Genomic DNA, 18,545 nt, shown 5'->3' on the forward strand with positions numbered 1-18,545 from the left:
TCAGCGGCTGTGGCGCACCCGCGGGCCGAGGGGGCCGATCAGCGAGTCGGTGGGCTGCGGGTCCGGCACGTAGCGGCGCCAGCTGTCGTACCGGTAGCGCTTGCCGACTGTCCGCGCGGACTGCAGGCCGACCTTCACCCAACGCGGCGAGCCGAGGCAGGAGCGCGGGACCACGACCGCGACGTAGTCCTCGCGTGACGACGCGCTGGTCGTCAGGCCCTCGCAGGGGACGCCGAAGTTCAGCGTGCCGGTGCCCCCGCACTCGTCCGCCGGTTCGGGGACGTCGGAGGCGTCCATCAGCCAGACGTCCTCGGGGTGCTTCGCGGGGTTGCGCGGGATCGTGACCGAGTAGGGGCGCCGGTCCGTCTGGATCTCGAAGGTGATCCACCGATCGCCCCACCCGGTGAGGTTGCGCAGGTGCGCGCGCATCTCGACGGTGTCGCCCTCGTGCCTGACCGACAGCCCGACGATGTCGGTCGACGCGTCCTGGGGCGTCGTCTCCTCCGCGAAGGTGCCGCACGGCGGCGGTTCGGGGGAGTACGACCACTGCTTCACGTCGCCGGCCCGGTCGGCGCCCCACCAGCGGTCGGCGGACGCCGAGCCGGCGGACAGCGCGAGCAGGGTCGCGGCGAGTGCCACGGTCGTGAGCGTGTGGGCGGCAACGTGCCTCATGTGGGTCCCCCTGGGTCGTCGACCGGATCCTCCCGGGTGGCAACAGACTTGTCCTGCGAAACGCCGGGACGGTCGCGAGGTTCCCCAGAAACTGGGTCGAGGGGGCGCCTCCGCGGCGGCTAGCGTCCCGGCATGGCAGAGCTGAGCATGAACCAGATCATCCATGCCGCGGTGCGCCGCGACGTGGCCCGCACCGAGCAGGCGCTGCGCCGACTGGGCGACGGGGACGTCGCCCGGGCCCGCCAGGTCCAGGCAGCGTGGCAGAACCTGGTGCGCGAGCTGACCCACCACCACGAGGCGGAGGACGAGATCCTCTGGCCGTTCCTCCTCGAGCGCGGGGTCGACGCAGACCTGCTCCACGAGATGGAGTCCGAGCACGTGGCGATGAAGGAGGCGCTCGGTTCGGCCTCGGCGGCGATCGACGAGGTGGCCGCGACGCCGACGATGGCGGGCGCGAGGTCGGCCGCGGACGTGGTGGCGCGCTCCAGCGAGGTGATCAACCGCCACCTCGACCACGAGGAGCGAGACGTCGAGGCACCGATGGGCGACCTGGAGTCCGACCCGGAGTTCAAGGCGCTCGGCAAGAAGCTGCGACCGGCCAGCATCGTCGACGCCGCGAACGCGCTGGCGTGGATGCAGGACGGGGCTGGGGAGCGGGAGCGCAGCGCGCTGCGCGCGACCATCCCGGGGCCCGTCGTGTCGATCCTGACCCTGCTGCTCGCCCGGCGCTACCGGCGCGAGGTCGCACCCGCCTGGCGCTGATCGCCCTCCGCGAGCTGCTTCAGCGTCAGCAGCTGCTTGCGGGCCATCACCAGGTCGCCGACCGAGAGCGCGGGCGCCAGCCACCGGCGCGGCCGGGCCACCACCTTGAGCACCAGGCGGCAACCTGCGGCGTGCGGCAGGACGACGTACGACATGTGGGCCCCCATGATCGTCGCGGTGAGCTCGCGACCCGGATCGACGGCGACCACCCGTCCCTGGTCCCTGCCGAGCGCGCGCGTGAACGGGTCGCCGACGCCCGGGTCCGCGACGTGGCGCAGCTCGCGGGGTGACCGTCGGCCGAGGTTGTCGACCAGGTCGTAGGAGTAGGGAGCGAGGCGGACCTGGCACAGCCGCCGCCAGACGGCGTCGGGCTCGGCGTGGACGGTGACCCCGCGCCAGGCCGCCATCGTCGGGTCCGGCACGTGGGCGTGGCAGCCGAAGCGGAGCCGGGTCTCGGCAGGCGTTACGCCCCAACGGTCACCGATCATGGAGCCACGCTACCGAGCGCGTGACGTACCCCTGCTGGGGGATTGTCGCGCGCAGGGCGCGGGCCTACGTTCGGCTCACGGTTCGCGGCACCGCCGCCGCGCCGGGAGGGATCGCCATGACGCAGCGCCGAACCCGCACGTTCGCCCTCGCCACCGCTGCGGCGCTGGCCCTCTGCCTGGCCGGGACCCAGACGGGTGCCGAGGCCGGAGGGCGCGGCGGCGGCCACGACCACGGTCACGGGCAGGTCGACCGGCCGACGAAGGTCGTGGTCATCGTCGTCGACTCCCTGAGCAAGGAGATCGTCGAGAAGTACGGCATGGGCAACGTCGAGGCGCTGATGGACGAGGGCGTCGACTCCCCGCGCTCCTACGTCGGGCACACCGGCTCCGTCACCGTGGTGACGCACAACGTGATCACGTCGGGCCAGCTGCCCCAGCACATGGGCTGGACCGACGAGGGCTACCGCGACGTCGACGGCGTGCTGGGCGACCCGGAGCCGGCCAACCCCGACCAGCTCTACATCACGAGCAACATGACGTCGGACCTCCTCAAGCTCCAGCAGCACGCGGGCTACCCGAAGCTGGCCGACTACCTCGGCGCGGCGGACCCGACCGCGAAGACGTTCACGATCAGCCCGAAGGGCTACGCCGGCTACGCGTTCGGCGGCGCCGGGTCGGACTCGATCATCACCTTCGGCAGCGGCCCGGAGTGCACGACGGGCGGGTCGTGGCGCAAGCCGACCGGCATCAACGTGCCGTCCTACATCCTCGGGGCTCCCTGCAGCCGGTTCTGGGTGCACAGCGGCTACCCCGCCTACGCCTACGACACCGCGAAGCTGCCGGCGATCCTCTACCCGCTCGACAGCGACCGCTACGTCACCGGCAAGGACCTCGCCCACCAGGGCGGTGACGTCTGGGCCGCCGACGCGGCCATCGAGGTGATGCGCAACGAGGCCAGCTGGAACGGCATCTTCGTGACGCTGCCCGGCGTCGACAAGGCCGCGCACATGTGGGGCGGCACCGCCGACCTCGGACCGACCGGCGCCGACGGCGACCCGATGACGCACATGGTCGCCGCCACCGCCGAGGCCGACCGCCAGGTCGGCAGGATCATGGCCGAGCTCGAGGCGCAGGACGTCCTCGACGACACCCTCGTCGTGCTGACCGCGGACCACGGCTCCGTCGCCGGGAAGACGTTCTACGGCAAGGAGGTCGCGGAGCGCGACTACGGCTACAACAACTGGTACTACGGCGACCCGGAGAACGACGGCGTCTACGACAAGCCCCAGGACGCGCTGCTGCCGCTGGTCGCCACCGGCAACGTCGGCCTGTCCTACAGCGACTCCATGGTGCGGGTGTGGCTCAAGGACCAGTCGCCCGCCAGGGTGCAGGAGGCCGCCGCGGCGATGGGCACCATGCCGAGCGTGACCGCGGTGTGGAGCCGCCACGGCGACCACTTCGACCGCGTGTCGCCGGTGCGGTGGGACCTGATGACGAGCGGCGGCGAGCGGGCGTGGTTCGCCCGCAAGGCGCAGGAGCTCGTCGACACGCAGGCCGCGGACTACGGGCCCGACCTGATCGCGACGCTGCCCGACGACACGACGTACTCCGTCAAGGGTGACCACGGCGGCATCCAGCGTGCGGCCCAGCAGATCCCGATCGTCTTCGCCGGCGCGGGTCTCTCCAGCCGCGACCTCCACGCCGAGGTCCGCTCAGTCGACATCATGCCGACGATCCTGCGGGCGATGGGGATCCGCCCGACCTTCCCGATGGACGGCATCGCCTACGACCTCCCCATGGCTCGGCGGAGCCGGCACTAGGGCGCATCCGGCTCGTCCCGTCAGCGGGGGAGCGAGGTGCCCCAGTCGTGCTGGGCGTCCTCCGGGCGGTAGTCCTGCTCGTCGACGGCGTGCTCGAGGACGAGCACGGCCATGTCATCGGCTGCGTCGGTGCTGCCCCTGGAGTGGTCACGGGTCAGGTCGAGGAGGCGGTCCGCCGCGGCGTCGACGTCGAGCCCGACGAGGTGGGGTGCCAGCTCGACGAGGTCGAGGAACTCGCCCTGTGCGTCGCGGGCCTCGCTGAGCCCGTCGGTGTAGAGCAGGAGCCGGTCGCCGGGCTCCCAGGTGAAGTCGTGCCGCGCGTAGCCGAAGCCGAGACCGAGGGGGAGGTCGTTGTCGACCTCGACGAACTCGCTGGATCCGTCGGGGTGGATGAGCAGCGGCGGCGGGTGACCCGCGGTGACGATGTGCGGCCGACTGGCGTCGGTCGTGTCGAGGAGGATCGCGGTGACGAACTCCTCGGGGTCGAAGAAGGGAAGCAGATAGCTGTTCATGTCGTCGGCGACGGCCTCGAGGTCCTGCTGGAACGCAGCGGCCTGCCGGAAGGAGCGGATCACGCGCGCCGCCTGCTCGACGGCACCGAGTCCCTTCCCACGGACGTCGCCCACCAGGAAGCGGGTGTGGTTGCGGGAGTGGTAGCAGTCGTAGAGGTCGCCGCCGATGACGGCGTCCTCGGTGGCTGAGCGGTAGCGCACGGCGATGTCGACGCGGCGGGCATGGGCGGGCAGGACCGGCAGGACGGCGCGCTGGGCAACCTCGGCGAGCCGGCTCACGTGCTGGAGCTCGTGCTCGCGCCGCACCCGGATGTGGGCCACGACAGCCGCGGTCGCGGAGAAGGCGACGACGCCGGCGACGCGTACGACGTGCTGGGCGAGGTTCGAGTCGTCGGTCCACCAGTGCGACGCGACCGCGGCCGACAGTGCGGCGACGCCGAAGGCGGCGGTGGGCTTCGGCGGGAGGACCGCGCAGGCGACCATGGGGGACAGGGCGAACAGGACGGCCAGGGACACCTGCGGGAAGAGCACGTCGAGCAGGACGAGCGACAGCAACGTGGCGCCGGCCAGCTCGACTCCCCCCTTGCGAAGCTCCGCGTTCACCTGTGACTGCCTTCCGTCCACCCGAGGGGACCTGCTCCGTGATGCGTCGTCCCAGCGTCACTGGCTCCTGCCCGCACCGCCCCAAGTTCCCCGCGCTGCCGGTAGGCATACCCTCCCCGATCCGGTGGCGGCTCGTGGCCACATTGCGGTGATCGTGACCTACCTGGCGCGTCAGGAGGACCGCTCAGCCGCCGCCGACACCAGCTCCCGCTCCTCCTCGTCGGTGAGCCCGGAGCCGTGGGGCTGCTCCCGGCCCCCCTCCCACGCCAGCACGTCGGCCAGCGTCTCGACGAGCGGACGCGGGGAGAGCCCCGCAGCACGGGCGCGCGTGGTCGGGCGCGACGCCAGCCCCGGGCTGTCCTCCGGCCCGACCCAGAGCGGCAGGGACCGCGGGCCGTACCACTGCGCGACCCCGTGCCCCGCCAGCCACTCGGGACCGACCTCGACGACGGGCCCGGTGTGCCCGGCCACCTCGCGTGCGGTGGCGAGGTGGTCGGCCAGCGGCGCCGCGTTGGCGATCACGTCGTGGGCACCCGTCGCCCCGGTCCCGGCGCAGTGCACCAGCCAGGCAGCCAGGTCGCGCACGTCGATGAGGGCGGTACGACATCCCGGGTCGACCGGCACGAGCACGCTGCCGTCGTCGGTGGCGGGGTGCGCGAAGCGCCACGGCCAGTAGCCGGTGCGCCCGGACAGGTCGCCCGGGCCGCCGATCAGTCCGGCCCGGGCCAGCAGCGACCGGTCGGGACCGAGCGCCGCCGTCACCGCCTGCTCGCACGCGACCTTGGCGTGGCCGTAGTCCTCCATCGAGCCCATCTCGTCGGCTGCCAGGGGCTCGAGCAGCTCGGCGGTCTCGTCCGCACCCTCGACGGAGTGGTCGGCGTAGACGCTGATGGTCGACACGTGGAGCCAGTGGTCGGTGCTGCCCGACAGGGCCGCGACCGCGCTCCGGACGTGACCCGGCTGGGTCGCCACGTCGATGACCGCGTCCCAGCGCTCGCCCGCCACGTCGTCGTACGCCTCCGGGGTGGTGCGGTCGGCCACGACGTGGCGCGCCCCGTGCGGTGGGGACCGCTTCGTGCCCCGGGCCAGGCACGTGACGTCGTGACCGCGGGCGAGGGCGTCGGTCGCGGTGGCCCGGCCGACGAAGTTGGTGCCACCGAGGATCAGGAGTCGCATGCCGCAGTGAACCACTCCGGCCCGCCGCGGGTCGCGCCGTTCTGCTCCCGGCGGAGCACCCGACGGCGGTGACCGGCGTCTCGCGCCACCACCGCCGCGTCCGGGTGCGCAGGGCGCGCTCCTAGGATCGGGTCATGCCCAGCACCCCGGACGACCGCTACCTCGAGCTCCTGCCCGCCGTCGACATCAAGGGCGGCCAGGCCGTCCAGCTCGTGCAGGGCGTGGACGGCTCCGAGAAGCGCTTCGGTGACCCGATCGAGGCGGCGCTGCGCTGGCAGGAGGCGGGCGCCGAGTGGATCCACCTCGTCGACCTCGACGCGGCGTTCGGCCACGGGCACAACCGGGAGCTGCAGGCCCGCATCGTCGGCACCCTCGACATCCAGGTCGAGATGAGCGGCGGCATCCGCGACGACGAGTCGCTCGAGGCGGCGATGGCCGCAGGCTGCCGGCGGGTCAACATCGGCACCGCAGCGCTCGAGCAGCCCGAGTGGTGTGCCCGGGCGATCGCGACGTACGGCGACCGGGTGGCCGTCGGACTCGACGTGCGGGGGACGACGCTGGCCGCCCGCGGCTGGACCCGCGACGGCGGCGACCTCTACGAGACGCTCGCCCGCCTCGACTCCGAGGGCTGCGCCCGCTACGTCGTCACCGACGTCAACAAGGACGGCATGCTCCAGGGCCCCAACCTGCAGCTCCTGCGCGACGTGTGCGCGGCCACCGACAAGCCGGTCGTGGCCAGCGGCGGCGTCACCACCCTCGACGACATCCGCGCCCTGATGACCCTCGTGGACGAGGGCGTCGAGGGCGCCATCGCCGGCACCGCGCTCTACGAGGGTCGGTTCAGCCTCGAGGACGCGCTTGCGCTGACCAGGCCTGGCCGGCCATGAGCCTCGCGATCCGCGTCATCCCCTGCCTCGACGTCGACGGTGGCCGGGTCGTCAAGGGCGTCAACTTCCAGGAGCTGCGCGACGCCGGCGACCCGGTCGAGCTGGCCCGCCTCTACGACGCCGAGGGCGCCGACGAGCTGACCTTCCTCGACATCTCCGCCTCCCACGAGGGCCGGGCGACCACGATGGAGGTCGTCAGCCGGTGTGCCGAGGAGGTCTTCATCCCGCTGACGGTGGGCGGCGGCGTCGGCAGCGTCGACGACGTCGACCGGCTGCTGCGCGCCGGCGCGGACAAGGTCGCCGTCAACACCGCCGCGATCAGGCGGCCCGAGCTGGTCGCCGAGATCGCCGGCCGCTTCGGCAACCAGGTGCTGGTGCTCAGCGTCGACGCCCGCCGGGCGCCGGGGACCGACAGCGGCTTCGAGGTCACCACGCACGGCGGCCGCCAGAGCGCCGGCCTCGACGCGATCGAGTGGGCGGTCCGTGCCGCCGAGCTGGGAGCCGGCGAGATCCTGCTCAACGCCATGGACGCCGACGGCACGACCGACGGCTTCGACCTCGAGCTCATCCGAGCCGTGCGCCGTGAGGTGTCCATCCCGGTCATCGCGAGCGGGGGAGCGGGTGCCGTCGAGCACTTCCCACCTGCCGTCGACGCCGGTGCCGACGCGGTGCTGGCGGCCACGGTGTTCCACTTCGGCACCCTCAGCATCCGCGACGTCAAGGCCGGTCTGTCCAAGGCGGGTCATCCGGTCCGCTGACGTCGGACGCGGCCGTAGGATTCGGCCATGCTCACGACCTCCCGGCTGAAGACCTCCCGGCCCCTCGCCGTCGCCGCGCTCGCCGCGACGCTCGCCCTCACCGCCTGCGCACCCACCGACGAGGCCGACAGCGGCACCGACGCCGCGAGCGAGACGTCGGGCTCCGCGGCTCCCGACGCCGAGACCTGCACGCCGGACACGATGGAGACCGTCACCGACGGCACCCTGACCATCGCCACCGACGACCCGGCCTACGAGCCGTGGTTCGTCGACAACGACCCGGCCAACGGGAAGGGCTACGAGTCCGCGGTGGCCTACGCGATCGCCGAGCAGCTCGGCTACACCCAGGACCAGGTCGCGTGGGTCACGGTGCCCTTCAACAAGGTCGTCCAGCCCGGCCCGAAGGACTTCGACCTCGACGTCAACCAGGTCTCGATCACCGAGGCCCGCCGCAAGGCCGTCGACTTCTCGACCGGCTACTACGACGTGGTCCAGGCGGTCATCACCAACAAGGGCAGCGCCATCGACGGCGCGACCAGCGTGGCCGACCTCGCCGACGCCAAGCTCGGTGCGCAGGTCGGCACGACGAGCTACACCGCGATCACCGACCAGGTCCAGCCCTCGCAGGAGCCGGCGGTCTTCGACACCAACGACCAGGCGGTGCAGGCGCTCAAGAACGGCCAGATCGACGGCATCGTCGTCGACCTGCCCACCGCCTACTACATGACCGCGGTCCAGCTCGACGACGGCATGATCGTCGGCCAGCTCCCGCTGCCCGAGGGCGAGCCGGAGCAGTTCGGCGCCGTGCTGGCCAAGGGCAGCTCGCTCACCGACTGCATCTCCACCGCGGTCGACGCGCTGCGCGAGGACGGCATCCTCGACCAGATCAACCAGGAGTGGCTGGCCCAGCAGGGCGCTCCCGAGCTGTCCTGATGGCCGACCAGGTGGCCGACGCGGCCCCTGAGGCCGAGGCCTGGCGCCCATCGCCGGTCCAGCGCGAGCGCGACGAGTGGCGGCGGCGCCGCACGCTCCGCAGCGCGGTGATCGCGGCGGGCAGCACGCTACTGCTGCTCGGCGCGATCGGCGGCGCGGTCGTCAGCTCGCCGGGGTGGGACCGCGTCCAGGAGACGTACTTCTCCTGGGACAAGGCGGTGTCGTCGTTCCCGGCGGTGCTGGACGGGCTGTGGCTGAACATCCGGGTGATGGTGGTGTGCTGGCTGCTGATCCTGGTGCTCAGCCTCACCGTCGCGGTGGTGCGCACCCTGCGTGGCCCCGTCGCCTTCCCACTGCGCCTGCTCGGCACGGCGTACGTCGACGTGTTCCGCGGCCTGCCGCTGCTGCTGGTGATCTTCCTGCTGGGCTTCGGCGGGCCGGCGCTGAGCCTCCAGGGGCTGCCGACGTCGCCGCTGTTCTGGGGCGGCAGCGCGCTCGTGCTGTCCTACTCCGCCTACGTCGCCGAGGTGTTCCGCGCCGGCATCGAGTCGGTCCACCCGAGCCAGCGGCTGGCCGGCCGGTCGCTCGGGCTGTCCTACGGCCAGACGCTGCGCCACGTGGTGCTGCCGCAGGCCTGGCGACGCGTGATCCCGCCGCTGATGAACGACCTGGTGTCGCTCCAGAAGGACTCCGGCCTGATCGCGGTGCTCGGCGTGTCCGACGCGATCCGCAAGGCGCAGATCGAGACCGCCCTCGACTTCAACTACACGCCCTACGTCGTCGCCGGCGTGCTGTTCTGCTGCCTCACCATCCCGATGGCGCGACTCACCGACCGGTACGCCCGCAAGAAGGGCTACCACGGCGCCGGAGGACATCTGTGAGCACGAGAGAAGGCACCGAGCTGTTGCGCCTCGACGGGGTCCGCAAGTCCTTCGGGGACAACGTGGTGCTCCGCGACGTCGACCTCGCCATCGAGCCCGGCCAGTGCGTCGTGCTGATCGGGGCGTCCGGGTCGGGCAAGTCCACCCTCCTGCGTTGCGTGAACCTCCTCGAGGTCGTCGACGACGGCGTCATCACCTTCGACGGCCGCGACATCACCGACCCCCGCGTGGACGGCGACGAGGTGCGCTCCCGGATGGGGATGGTCTTCCAGGCCTACAACCTCTTCCCGCACCTCGACGTGGTCGGCAACGTCACGCTCGCGCTGCGCCTGGTGCACGGCGTGGGCGCGGACGAGGCGCGGACGCGCGGCCTGGCGATGCTCGACCGGGTGGGGCTGGCGGAGAAGGCCGACGCCCGCCCCGACGACCTCTCCGGTGGCCAGCAGCAGCGGGTGGCCATCGCCCGCGCCCTCGTGGCCAACCCGCGCCTGATGCTGCTCGACGAGGTCACCTCGGCGCTCGACCCGGAGCTGGTGGGGGAGGTGCTCGACCTGCTGACCGAGCTCAAGGGCGAGGGCGTCACGATGCTGCTCAACACCCACGAGATGGGCTTCGCCCGTGACGTCGCCGACCAGGTCTGCTTCCTCCACGACGGGCGGATCCACGAACAGGGCCGGCCCGAGCAGGTGCTCGGGGACCCGCAGCAGGAGCGCACCCGGGCGTTCCTGTCGCGGATCCGTGCTTGACCTTCAAACGATTCGTCCATCGTCGGTGCCGAGGAATAGCCTGACCCCGCTGGATGGTTGCGCTCGGCAACCGACGGGCTGAGACGGACGGACGAGGGGGCGGGCGACACAGGTGGCTGAGGACGCGGAGCTGCGGGGCACCACCACTCTCGACGGCTTCCGGGTCCTGTGGGTCGGCATCAAGCGCGAGCCCACGGTCTTCACCGTCGCCACGCTGGGCGCGGTCCTCTTCGGCGTGCTGACCGTCGCCGACGCGTGGGTCCTCGGCTGGTCCACCCAGCACGTCCTGATCCCCGCGTTCGACACCGGCGAGATCGGCACCGACATGCTGGTGTGGGTCGTCGCGCTGTTCATGGGCGTGGCGATCCTGCGTGCCGTCGGCATCGTCGCGCGCCGCCTGGGCGGCGGGATCATGTACTACCGGATGCAGTCCCACACGCGTCGCGGGGTGACCCGCCAGTACCTCTCCCTGCCCATGGAGTGGCACCAGCGCCACCCGACGGGGCAGCTGCTCTCCAACGCCTACTCCGACGTGGAGGCGGCCTGGGCGCCGATCATGCCGCTGCCCATGGCGCTCGGGACGATCGTGATGATGGTCGTCGCCGTGGTGCAGATGTTCCTCGCCGACGTGGTGATGGCGCTGGTCGGGCTGCTGGTGTTCCCGGCCGTGGTCGTGGCCAACCTGCTCTACCAGCACTACTCCTCACCGCTGATGACCCGCGCGCAGGGCCTGCGTGCCGAGGTCAGCGAGATCGCCCACGAGTCCTTCGACGGCGCGATGGTCGTCAAGACCCTCGGTCGTGAGGTCGAGGAGACCGACCGCTTCCGGGCCAAGGCCCACGAGCTGCGTGACGTCAACATCCGCGCCGGCCGGTTCCGCGCGATCTTCGACCCCACCCTCGCCAGCCTCCCCAACCTCGGGGTGCTCGTCGTGCTGGCAGTGGGCGTCTCCCGGGTCGCGAGCGGGGCGACGGAGGCGGGCGACGTGGTCACCGTGGCCTACCTGCTGACCATCGTCTCCTTCCCGATCCGCGCGATCGGCTGGCTGCTCGGCGAGTTCCCGCGCTCGGTCGTGGGCTACCGCCGCGCCAAGGCGGTGCTCGACGCCCGCGGCACGATGACCTACGGCGAGGACCGGCTGCCGCCGGCCAGCGGCGGTGCCCTGCTCGAGGTCGACGACCTCCACTACTCCTACGACGCCGACGCGCCGCTCCTGCGCGGCGTGGACTTCGACGTCCAGCCCGGTCGCACGGTCGCCCTCGTCGGCGCCACCGCGTCGGGCAAGAGCACGCTCACCAGCCTGATGACGCGGCTCGTCGACCCCGACGCGGGCACGATCCGCATCGACGGGCACGACCTCACCGGCCTGCGCAAGGGCGAGCTGCCCCGCGACGTGGCGCTCGTCCCGCAGACCGCCTTCATGTTCGACGACACCGTCCGCGGCAACGTGACGCTCGGCGCCGACGTGCCCGACGACGTCGTCTGGGGCGCCCTGCGCACCTCCCAGGCCGACGGCTTCGTCGCGGCGCTGCCCGACGGCCTCGACACCAAGCTGGGCGAGCGCGGCACCTCGCTCTCGGGCGGCCAGCGCCAGCGGCTGTCCCTGGCCCGAGCGCTCGTGCGGCGGCCGCGGCTGCTGATCCTCGACGACGCCACGTCCGCGGTCGACCCGGAGGTCGAGGCGCGGATCCTCGCCTCGCTGCGCGACGAGCACTCCGCCGGGTCCGCGACGTCGCTGGTGGTCGTGGCCTACCGCAAGGCCACGATCTCCCTGGCCGACGAGGTGCTCCACCTCGACGGCGGCCGCATCGTCGGGCGCGGCACGCACGCCGAGCTGCTGGCCTCCAGCCCCGCCTACGCCCAGCTGGTCAACGCCTACGAGAACGCCGCGGCGATCGACGCCGAGTCCGCGTCGGTCGTCGACGGGGGGAGCCGACAGTGAGCACCACCACCGCGACGTCCGGCACGAGGATGGACACCGGCGAGGACATCGGCGCCCTCGCCACCCTGCGCCTCGGCATGACGTACTCTCCCGAGCTCCGTGAGGGCATCGGGCTCACGCTCGTGCTCGCCGTCGTGGCCTCGTGCGGCCAGGTCGTGGTGCCCATCGCGGTCCAGCAGACGCTCGACCGCGGCCTCAACGGCCCCGGCGGTCCGCGCCTCGACTACGTCGCCTGGATGGGACTCCTCGCGGCGGTTGCGATCGGCGTGACGAGCTGGGCCTCCTACCTCATGACCAGGCGGCTCTTCACCACCTCCGAACGCGGCCTGGCCACGCTGCGCACCAAGGCCTTCCGCCACGTCCACGACCTGCCGCTGCTGACCCAGAACACCGAGCGCCGCGGCGCTCTCGTCTCGCGGGTGACCTCCGACGTCGACCAGGTCAGCCAGTTCCTCGTCTTCGGCGGCCTGATCTTCGTGGTCAGCATGGGCCAGGTTCTCGTGGCGACGGTGCTGATGGTGGTCTACAGCTGGGAGCTCGCGCTGGTCGTCTGGCTCGCCTTCGCGCCGCTGTTCTTGTCGATCCGCTGGTTCCAGAAGAAGCTCTCGGCCGCCTACACCGTCGTCCGCCACCAGGTGGGCGTGCTGCTCGGCGCCATCTCCGAGCCGGTGGTCGGCGCCGCAGTGGTCCGCTCCTACGGCGTCGAGGACCGCACCCAGGCGCGCATCGACACCGCCATCCAGGACTGGCAGGACGCCTACACGCACGCCCAGACCTACACCGTGACGTCGTTCTCCCTCGGCGGGCTCTCGGCCGGCCTCGCCAACGCCGGCGTCATCGTGGTGGGCGTCCTGCTCGGCTTCACCGGCGACATGACCCCCGGCAAAGTGCTGGCCTTCGCGTTCCTGGTCACGCTCTTCGTCGGGCCGGTCCAGATGGGCACCCAGATCCTCACCGACGCCCAGAACGCCATCGCCAGCTGGCGCCGCGTCCTCGGCATCCTGGAGACCCCGGCCGACCTCGTCGACCCCGGCCCCGAGGGCGAGCAGCTGCCGCGGGGGCCGATCGACGTCCGGTTCCGCGACGTCACCTTCAGCTACCCCGACGGCCCGCCCGTGCTGCGCGACATCGACCTGGCCATCGAGGCGGGCACCCGGGTCGCGATCGTGGGCGAGACGGGTTCGGGCAAGTCCACCTTCGCCAAGCTGCTGACCCGCCTGATGGACCCCGTCGAGGGTGCGGTGCTCCTCGACGGCGTCGACGTACGCCGCATCGACGCCCGGTCGCTGCGGCGCAGCGTCGTGCTGGTGCCGCAGGAGGGCTTCCTGTTCGACGACACGATCACGGCCAACGTGCGCTACGGCAAGCTCGACGCCACCGAGGACGAGATCCGCGCCTCGGCGGCCGAGCTCGGCGTCGACGACTGGCTGGCCGGGCTGCCGCGCGGCCTCGACACGCAGGTCGGCCAGCGCGGCGAGTCGCTGTCTGCCGGCGAGCGCCAGCTCGTCGCCCTGCTCCGCGCCCACCTGGCGGATCCCGACCTGCTCGTGCTCGACGAGGCCACCAGCGCCGTCGACCCGTCGCTGGAGATGCAGATCGGCCGCGCACTCGAGCGGCTCATGCAGTCGCGCACGTCGGTGACGATCGCGCACCGGCTCTCCACGGCGGAGGGTGCCGACGAGGTGATCGTGGTCGACAAGGGCCGGGTCGTGCAGCGCGGCCCGCACGCGGTGCTCGTCGCGCAGGCCGGCAGCGTCTACGCCGGGCTGCACGCCAGCTGGGTGGCCCAGCACTCGCGTCTCTAGGCGTGCCGGGGGCCCGCGGCCGCGGGTCAGCAGGCCAGGCTCAGGAGGCCAGGCTCAGGAGGCCAGGCTCAGGAGGCCAGGACCTGGCTGATCAGCATGTCGACGTCGAAGTGCTCGGACTCGGTGCCCGGGCTGACCACCGCCGAGGAGCGCGTCAGGAAGTCGTCGACGTCCGAGGTGCGCGCCAGCAGGACGAGGTGGCCGTCGGGCGAGCTGAGCTCGATGCTGACCATGGCCCGGCCGGTGAAGCTGACGGCCGGGGAGACGTGCACGTCGCCATCGCCGGTGGGGGAGTGGGCGCCGCGCATCAGCAGGTCGCGACCGAAGGTCCACACGAGGTTGCCCTCGCCGGTGACGAAGGTCATCGACACGGCGAACGGGTCGGTGCGCCGGTAGCCGAGCACGGTGTCGATCTCGTGGCGGATGCCACGGTCGTCCATGCACTCGACGGTGATGTCCAACGCGACATCGGCGAGCGTGTGCCCGCCACCGGACATGTTCATCAAGGCTCCTTCGGGGGTTCCCTGTGTGGATGCTCATGAGACGACACCGGGAGGTCTTCGTGATGCGGAATGGCGAAAAATGATCCGGGGCGGTCCAGACAGGCGGATCGCCCTCGCCCATGACAACGAGCGCGCGCCGCGTTGGGTACGACCGCTAGGGTCTCCCCATGACGGGGGCAGCCAAGCGCATCGGTCTCGAGGTCCTCGGCTGGGCGCTGCTGCTGCTCGGCATCGCCATGATCTTCCTCCCTGGCCCCGGCCTCCTCGGCATCTTCGCCGGTCTTGCGCTGCTCTCCCAGCAGTACGACTGGGCCGAGCGCCGCGTCGAGCCGGTCCGGCTGCGGGCGCTCAAGGGCGCCGCTGAGGGCGTCGAGACCTGGCCGCGGATCGTCGCCTCGTGCGTGGGCGCCCTCGTGCTCGCCGGCTTGGGTGTGCTGTGGATCATGAAGCCGCCGTCGCCGGGGTGGTGGCCGCTGTCCGACACGTGGTGGCTGCCCGGGGGCATGTGGACGGGCATCACCCAGGTCCTGTCCGCGATGATCGCCCTGGCCCTGATCGTCTACAGCTACCGGCGCTTCCACGGTGACGACGACGCCGTCGACCAGCTCAGCCGTGAGATCGAGGAGAACGACAAGGAGCGTTCGGGACGCACGTGACCCCTGATTCCCGGTCCGGTCCCGCCATGGGATATCGTTCCGGCGTCTCGGGCGATTGGCGCAGTGGTAGCGCGCTTCGTTCACACCGAAGAGGTCACTGGTTCGAACCCAGTATCGCCCACCGAGAAGAAGACCGCCCCTGACCTGCGAGGATCGCAGATCGGGGGCGGTTCCGATTTCGGCTCCTGCCGCTCCGTGACGTCGGCTCAGGACGGGAGATCGACGGTGAAGTGCGTGCCGCTGAACCCGCTGCGCCACTCGGTGACCTCGGGCGCGACCGCCGCGGCGGACTCGGCGCCGGCGAGCGCGCGGTCGACGAACGAGGCGAGGGTGGGCATGTCGGCCGGTGTCATCCCGAGTCGGGCGATCTCGGGGGTACCGATGCGCAGCCCGTTGGTGTCGCCCTCGACCGGCGCTGCCGGCAGCCCGATGCCGCACGCGAGCAGGTTCGCGAGCCGCAGGTCCTGGGAGGCGCGCTGCCCGCCCCCGTACTGATGCGCCAGGATGGCGAGCTGGTGCGACGTGGTCGCGCCGCGGTCGGCCGCGAACAGGGGTGTGCCGAGCGCGTGCAGGCTGTCGGCGAGGGCACGCGCGGTGTCGACCATTGCTCGGGCGTAGGCGGCGCCGGCGACCTCCCAGTCGGCCAGCGTCACGGCGAGAGCGGCGGTCTTGCCGGCATCGAAGTTGGCCGTGAGACCCGGGTAGGCAATGGCATCCAGCCGTTGGGCCAGGTCGGCCTCGTTGGTGACGATGAGGCCGCTGGGCGGTCCGCCGAGACTCTTGTAGGTGCTCATCGTCATCAGGTGGGCACCCTCGGTGAGGGGGTTGGGCCACGCGCGTCCGGCGAACATGCCGCACTGGTGGGCGGCGTCGAAGAGGACCAGCGCGTCCACCTCGTCCGCGGCCTCGCGGATGGCCGCGACCGGGTGCGGAAAGAGGTTGAGGCTGCCGCCGATCGTGATCAGCCGAGGACGGACCTGCCGTGCGAGGGACCGCAGTGCCTCGACGTCGATGGTGTAGCCGTCGGGGTCCACCGGTGCGTGGACGACAGTCAGCCCGTACAACCCGGCGGCGCCTCCGAGGTGGTGCGTGACGTGGCCCCCGATGGTGGGGGGCGGAGCGATGATGGTGTCGCCCGGCTCGCAGGTCGCCATGAACGCGTACAGGTTGGCCAACGCCCCGGATCCCACGCGGACCTCTGCGTAGGTGGCCTCGAACACGCGGCAGGCGACGTCGGCGGCCAGCACTTCGATCTGCTCGATCGCCTCGAGGCCGGTCTCGTACTTGTCGCCCGGGTGTCCCAGCGATGCGCGGGACCCGAGCTTCGCCGAGAGCAGTGCCTCGGCTCGCGGATTCATGATGTTGGTCGCCGGGTTGAGGTTGAGGCAGGTGCGGTCGTGGATGCGGTGGTTCTCCTCGGCCAGTCGCTCGATCTCGTCCTGCAGCTCGCCTCCAGTGAGCCGGCGGGACGACACCTCGCTGATGCGCTCGGACACCGGAGCGGACAGCCAGGGACGGGTGACGGGGGGCTGCGACACGGGGTTCTCCTCACTCACGGGCATCGTCGGCATGACGTCGCGCTGCGAGGTGAACGGTAGGCAACTGACGGTGCCGCCGTCAGCGAACCTGTGACGTGACTTCCCGCGGGGTCTCCCGGCTCCCCGGGAGGATGATCGCCAGTCGATCGCGCAGGAGGTGTCGCTAGGGGGCCGGCGCGCAGGTCGCCTCCGGCGGCACCAGGGCGTGGAGGCGGGTCACCAGGTCGGCCAGCCGGAACGGCTTCGACAGGATGCCGTCGGCGCCCGCTGCGAGGCACTCCTCGTCGTGGGCCGGTCCGGAGCGTCCGCTCGCGATGAGGACCGGGCCGGCGAAGCCGTCGCGCCGTACCTCCCTGACCAGGTCGGCGCCGTCCGCGTCGGGAAGCCCGCGGTCAGTGATCAGGATGTCGACGTGGTGCGTCGCGAGGAGGTCGACGGCGTCGGCGCTGGTGCCGCACACGAGCACCTCGAAGCCGGCCCGCGACAACGAGATCGTCATCACGCGGACCAGGTCGGGCTCGTCCTCCACGAGGAGCACTGTCGTCGGCACTCTCGCAAGGTACACGGCGGAGTAACAACGGCGCGGCAGAACGGTAACAATGCTCCGCGCTGCGACGACGGACTACCGCCCGGCCATCCGCGTCACCATGACCGCCACCGAGTGGAGGTGGTCGATGTCCTCGGGGTCGACGCCCGCGGCGCGACCGGCCGCGGTGAGTGCCCCCAGGTCCGAGGCCGCCAGCTCCGCCACCGACCGGTCGCCCAGCAGGTCACGGAAGGCCTTGGCGCGGGAGGCGCCCCGGAGCTGCAGGGCAGGCGTGGCCATGATCGTGTCGGCGTCGGCGGACTCGATGTCGGCGGCCACCGCGTTGGCGAACGATCCCTTGATGACGTTGAGCTCCGCCCGGTTGAGCTCCTTGCCACCGGACGGCTGGACGCCCGGCGAGCAGGAGAACGCGAAGCTGCCGAAGGACGCGATGAACCGGCGGTGCGCCAGCGGGTCGACGGTCACCGTCCCGGCCGCGTCGATCCTCAGGTCGGCGAGCACCACCCAGGGCGAGCAGCAGTCGGGGCAGGGGCGGGTGCCGAGCTCGCGGATCCTGGGGCTGCACGAGATCGCCTCCCGGACCGCTTCCGACGCCCCCGTCCCGCGGACGTCGCCCTCGTCCGTCGCCGGCTCGGCGTCGTAGCAGTCGGGGAGCTCGTCGAGGATCGCCAGGGAGTACGTCTCACGGACCCGGCTGTACTCGCACGGGTCGTCGCCGCACCCGCAGCCGCAGCCGGCGGACCGCACCGGGCGGGTGGGCTGCTCGTCGTACCTGATGGCGAGGTAGTAGGTGCGGTCGGGGTCGCGACGCTCGCGCACGGGGGCGCACCACGGGTCGACGGGGGGCGCACACAGGTCGGCTCCCTCCGGTCGCGGCTGCCGGATGTCGATGGTCACCGCCGCTGGCACGCACACCTCGTCGCCACAGCCGGACAGGGCGTAGCCGGGGGTCACGGTCACCGACCACGGGATGCCCTCGCCGGTCACCGGGGACGTGGTCGCGCTGACGGCCAGGCCGCACGAGACTCCCCAGCCGTGGACCAGCCGGTTGTGCCGCCGGGACCGTCCCAGGACCCACTCCTGGAGGGCCTCGAGGTCGCCGGGACCGACCAGCTGGCCCGCGAACCAGCGCGGCCGTTCGGCCACGTCCGAGCAGCCCGTGCACCCGCGCGTGCCACCGCAGCCACCGCCGCAGCCACCGCCGCAGCCACCGCCGCAGCCGCCACCGCAGCCAGCGGCCAGGCCGGTGTCCCGCGTCCCCAGGTCGAGCGTCGTCATCATGTTCATCGTCGTCACCTGCTGTTGGTCGGTCGGGT

The 18,545-nt window shown here is 72.0% G+C and carries 18 protein-coding genes and 1 tRNA gene; 11 read left to right on the forward strand and 8 right to left on the reverse strand.

The window, feature by feature from the left end; all coding sequences use genetic code 11:
* Positions 1–672, reverse strand: a complete 672-nt coding sequence (locus ASC64_RS04555; RefSeq protein WP_056906359.1) for a hypothetical protein — start codon at positions 670–672, stop codon at positions 1–3.
* A 132-nt stretch (positions 673–804) separates the two neighbouring features.
* Between ASC64_RS04555 and ASC64_RS04560 the strand changes: the two genes are divergently transcribed.
* Complete coding sequence (locus ASC64_RS04560; RefSeq protein ID WP_056906360.1) at positions 805–1,434, forward strand: hemerythrin domain-containing protein; 630 nt, start codon at positions 805–807, stop codon at positions 1,432–1,434.
* Here the strand turns inward: ASC64_RS04560 and ASC64_RS04565 are convergent.
* Positions 1,401–1,922, reverse strand: a complete 522-nt coding sequence (locus tag ASC64_RS04565; protein ID WP_056906361.1) for a polyketide cyclase — start codon at positions 1,920–1,922, stop codon at positions 1,401–1,403. The genes ASC64_RS04560 and ASC64_RS04565 overlap by 34 nt on opposite strands.
* Positions 1,923–2,038: 116 nt before the next feature.
* On the opposite strand from ASC64_RS04565, the gene ASC64_RS04570 reads away from it, so the two are divergent.
* Positions 2,039–3,742: an alkaline phosphatase family protein gene (locus ASC64_RS04570; protein WP_056906362.1), complete on the forward strand. Its 1,704-nt coding sequence runs from the start codon at positions 2,039–2,041 to the stop codon at positions 3,740–3,742.
* 20 nt (positions 3,743–3,762) lie between these two features.
* Here ASC64_RS04570 and ASC64_RS04575 read toward each other — a convergent pair whose 3' ends face one another.
* Positions 3,763–4,857, reverse strand: coding sequence for a PP2C family protein-serine/threonine phosphatase (locus ASC64_RS04575; RefSeq protein WP_056906363.1), 1,095 nt, complete (start codon positions 4,855–4,857; stop codon positions 3,763–3,765).
* Between the two features lie 171 nt (positions 4,858–5,028).
* Positions 5,029–6,033 carry an NAD-dependent epimerase/dehydratase family protein gene (locus ASC64_RS04580; RefSeq protein ID WP_056906364.1) on the reverse strand — a complete coding sequence of 335 codons (1,005 nt, stop codon included), beginning with the start codon at positions 6,031–6,033 and terminating at the stop codon, positions 5,029–5,031.
* Positions 6,034–6,167: 134 nt separating this feature from the next.
* Here ASC64_RS04580 and priA point away from each other — a divergent pair, with 134 nt between their 5' ends.
* The 7 genes from priA to ASC64_RS04615 all read left to right on the forward strand — a co-directional run bounded on the left by priA (position 6,168) and on the right by ASC64_RS04615 (position 13,985).
* A complete protein-coding gene (priA, locus tag ASC64_RS04585) occupies positions 6,168–6,920 on the forward strand; it encodes a bifunctional 1-(5-phosphoribosyl)-5-((5-phosphoribosylamino)methylideneamino)imidazole-4-carboxamide isomerase/phosphoribosylanthranilate isomerase PriA (RefSeq protein ID WP_056906365.1) in 753 nt (250 codons plus the stop codon).
* Entirely contained in the window at positions 6,917–7,678 is a 762-nt protein-coding gene (gene hisF, locus ASC64_RS04590; protein WP_056906366.1) for an imidazole glycerol phosphate synthase subunit HisF, read from the forward strand. The genes priA and hisF overlap by 4 nt, the downstream gene beginning before the upstream one ends.
* Positions 7,679–7,705: 27 nt before the next feature.
* Complete coding sequence (locus ASC64_RS04595; protein WP_056906367.1) at positions 7,706–8,611, forward strand: ABC transporter substrate-binding protein; 906 nt, start codon at positions 7,706–7,708, stop codon at positions 8,609–8,611.
* Positions 8,611–9,492, forward strand: coding sequence for an amino acid ABC transporter permease (locus ASC64_RS04600; protein ID WP_056906368.1), 882 nt, complete (start codon positions 8,611–8,613; stop codon positions 9,490–9,492). The genes ASC64_RS04595 and ASC64_RS04600 overlap by 1 nt, the downstream gene beginning before the upstream one ends.
* A complete protein-coding gene (locus ASC64_RS04605) occupies positions 9,489–10,238 on the forward strand; it encodes an amino acid ABC transporter ATP-binding protein (protein WP_056906369.1) in 750 nt (249 codons plus the stop codon). Before ASC64_RS04600 ends, ASC64_RS04605 begins: the two co-directional genes overlap by 4 nt.
* Before the next feature lie 112 nt (positions 10,239–10,350).
* On the forward strand, positions 10,351–12,180 hold the full coding sequence (locus ASC64_RS04610) for an ABC transporter ATP-binding protein (RefSeq protein ID WP_056906370.1): 1,830 nt from the start codon (positions 10,351–10,353) through the stop codon (positions 12,178–12,180).
* Positions 12,177–13,985 (forward strand): ABC transporter ATP-binding protein, encoded by a 1,809-nt coding sequence (locus tag ASC64_RS04615; protein ID WP_308195207.1) that lies wholly within the window; start codon positions 12,177–12,179, stop codon positions 13,983–13,985. The genes ASC64_RS04610 and ASC64_RS04615 overlap by 4 nt, the downstream gene beginning before the upstream one ends.
* A gap of 68 nt (positions 13,986–14,053) precedes the next feature.
* Here the strand turns inward: ASC64_RS04615 and ASC64_RS04620 are convergent, their stop codons facing one another.
* The gene (locus ASC64_RS04620; RefSeq protein ID WP_056906371.1) at positions 14,054–14,488 is read right to left on the reverse strand and encodes an SsgA family sporulation/cell division regulator; all 435 of its coding nucleotides are present in this window, start codon (positions 14,486–14,488) and stop codon (positions 14,054–14,056) included.
* A 167-nt stretch (positions 14,489–14,655) separates the two neighbouring features.
* Between ASC64_RS04620 and ASC64_RS04625 the strand changes: the two genes are divergently transcribed.
* Positions 14,656–15,144 carry a PGPGW domain-containing protein gene (locus ASC64_RS04625; RefSeq protein WP_056906372.1) on the forward strand — a complete coding sequence of 163 codons (489 nt, stop codon included), beginning with the start codon at positions 14,656–14,658 and terminating at the stop codon, positions 15,142–15,144.
* Between the two features lie 49 nt (positions 15,145–15,193).
* Positions 15,194–15,265: transfer RNA gene (locus tag ASC64_RS04630), tRNA-Val, on the forward strand.
* An 85-nt stretch (positions 15,266–15,350) separates the two neighbouring features.
* Here the strand turns inward: ASC64_RS04630 and glyA are convergent.
* From glyA to ASC64_RS22480, 3 genes are all read right to left on the reverse strand, one after another.
* The gene (glyA, locus tag ASC64_RS04635; RefSeq protein WP_056906411.1) at positions 15,351–16,682 is read right to left on the reverse strand and encodes a serine hydroxymethyltransferase; all 1,332 of its coding nucleotides are present in this window, start codon (positions 16,680–16,682) and stop codon (positions 15,351–15,353) included.
* A 163-nt stretch (positions 16,683–16,845) separates the two neighbouring features.
* Entirely contained in the window at positions 16,846–17,232 is a 387-nt protein-coding gene (locus ASC64_RS04640; RefSeq protein WP_156385021.1) for a response regulator transcription factor, read from the reverse strand.
* Between the two features lie 72 nt (positions 17,233–17,304).
* A complete protein-coding gene (locus tag ASC64_RS22480; RefSeq protein WP_056906374.1) occupies positions 17,305–18,516 on the reverse strand; it encodes a hypothetical protein in 1,212 nt (403 codons plus the stop codon).
* Positions 18,517–18,545: the final 29 nt, after the last annotated feature.

The sequence above is a fragment of the Nocardioides sp. Root122 genome (assembly GCF_001425025.1).
In the GTDB taxonomy this organism is placed as follows: domain Bacteria; phylum Actinomycetota; class Actinomycetes; order Propionibacteriales; family Nocardioidaceae; genus Nocardioides.

Bases quoted from the DNA above. Each gene is read 5' to 3' on its own strand.
- ASC64_RS04555 (WP_056906359.1), bottom strand. From the start codon at position 672: ATGAGGCACGTTGCCGCCCACACGCTCACGACCGTGGCACTCGCCGCG.
- ASC64_RS04560 (WP_056906360.1), top strand. From the start codon at position 805: ATGGCAGAGCTGAGCATGAACCAGATCATCCATGCCGCGGTGCGCCGC.
- ASC64_RS04565 (WP_056906361.1), bottom strand. From the start codon at position 1,922: ATGATCGGTGACCGTTGGGGCGTAACGCCTGCCGAGACCCGGCTCCGC.
- ASC64_RS04570 (WP_056906362.1), top strand. From the start codon at position 2,039: ATGACGCAGCGCCGAACCCGCACGTTCGCCCTCGCCACCGCTGCGGCG.
- ASC64_RS04580 (WP_056906364.1), bottom strand. From the start codon at position 6,033: ATGCGACTCCTGATCCTCGGTGGCACCAACTTCGTCGGCCGGGCCACC.
- priA (WP_056906365.1), top strand. From the start codon at position 6,168: ATGCCCAGCACCCCGGACGACCGCTACCTCGAGCTCCTGCCCGCCGTC.
- hisF (WP_056906366.1), top strand. From the start codon at position 6,917: ATGAGCCTCGCGATCCGCGTCATCCCCTGCCTCGACGTCGACGGTGGC.
- ASC64_RS04595 (WP_056906367.1), top strand. From the start codon at position 7,706: ATGCTCACGACCTCCCGGCTGAAGACCTCCCGGCCCCTCGCCGTCGCC.
- ASC64_RS04600 (WP_056906368.1), top strand. From the start codon at position 8,611: ATGGCCGACCAGGTGGCCGACGCGGCCCCTGAGGCCGAGGCCTGGCGC.
- ASC64_RS04620 (WP_056906371.1), bottom strand. From the start codon at position 14,488: ATGAACATGTCCGGTGGCGGGCACACGCTCGCCGATGTCGCGTTGGAC.
- ASC64_RS04625 (WP_056906372.1), top strand. From the start codon at position 14,656: ATGACGGGGGCAGCCAAGCGCATCGGTCTCGAGGTCCTCGGCTGGGCG.
- ASC64_RS22480 (WP_056906374.1), bottom strand. From the start codon at position 18,516: ATGAACATGATGACGACGCTCGACCTGGGGACGCGGGACACCGGCCTG.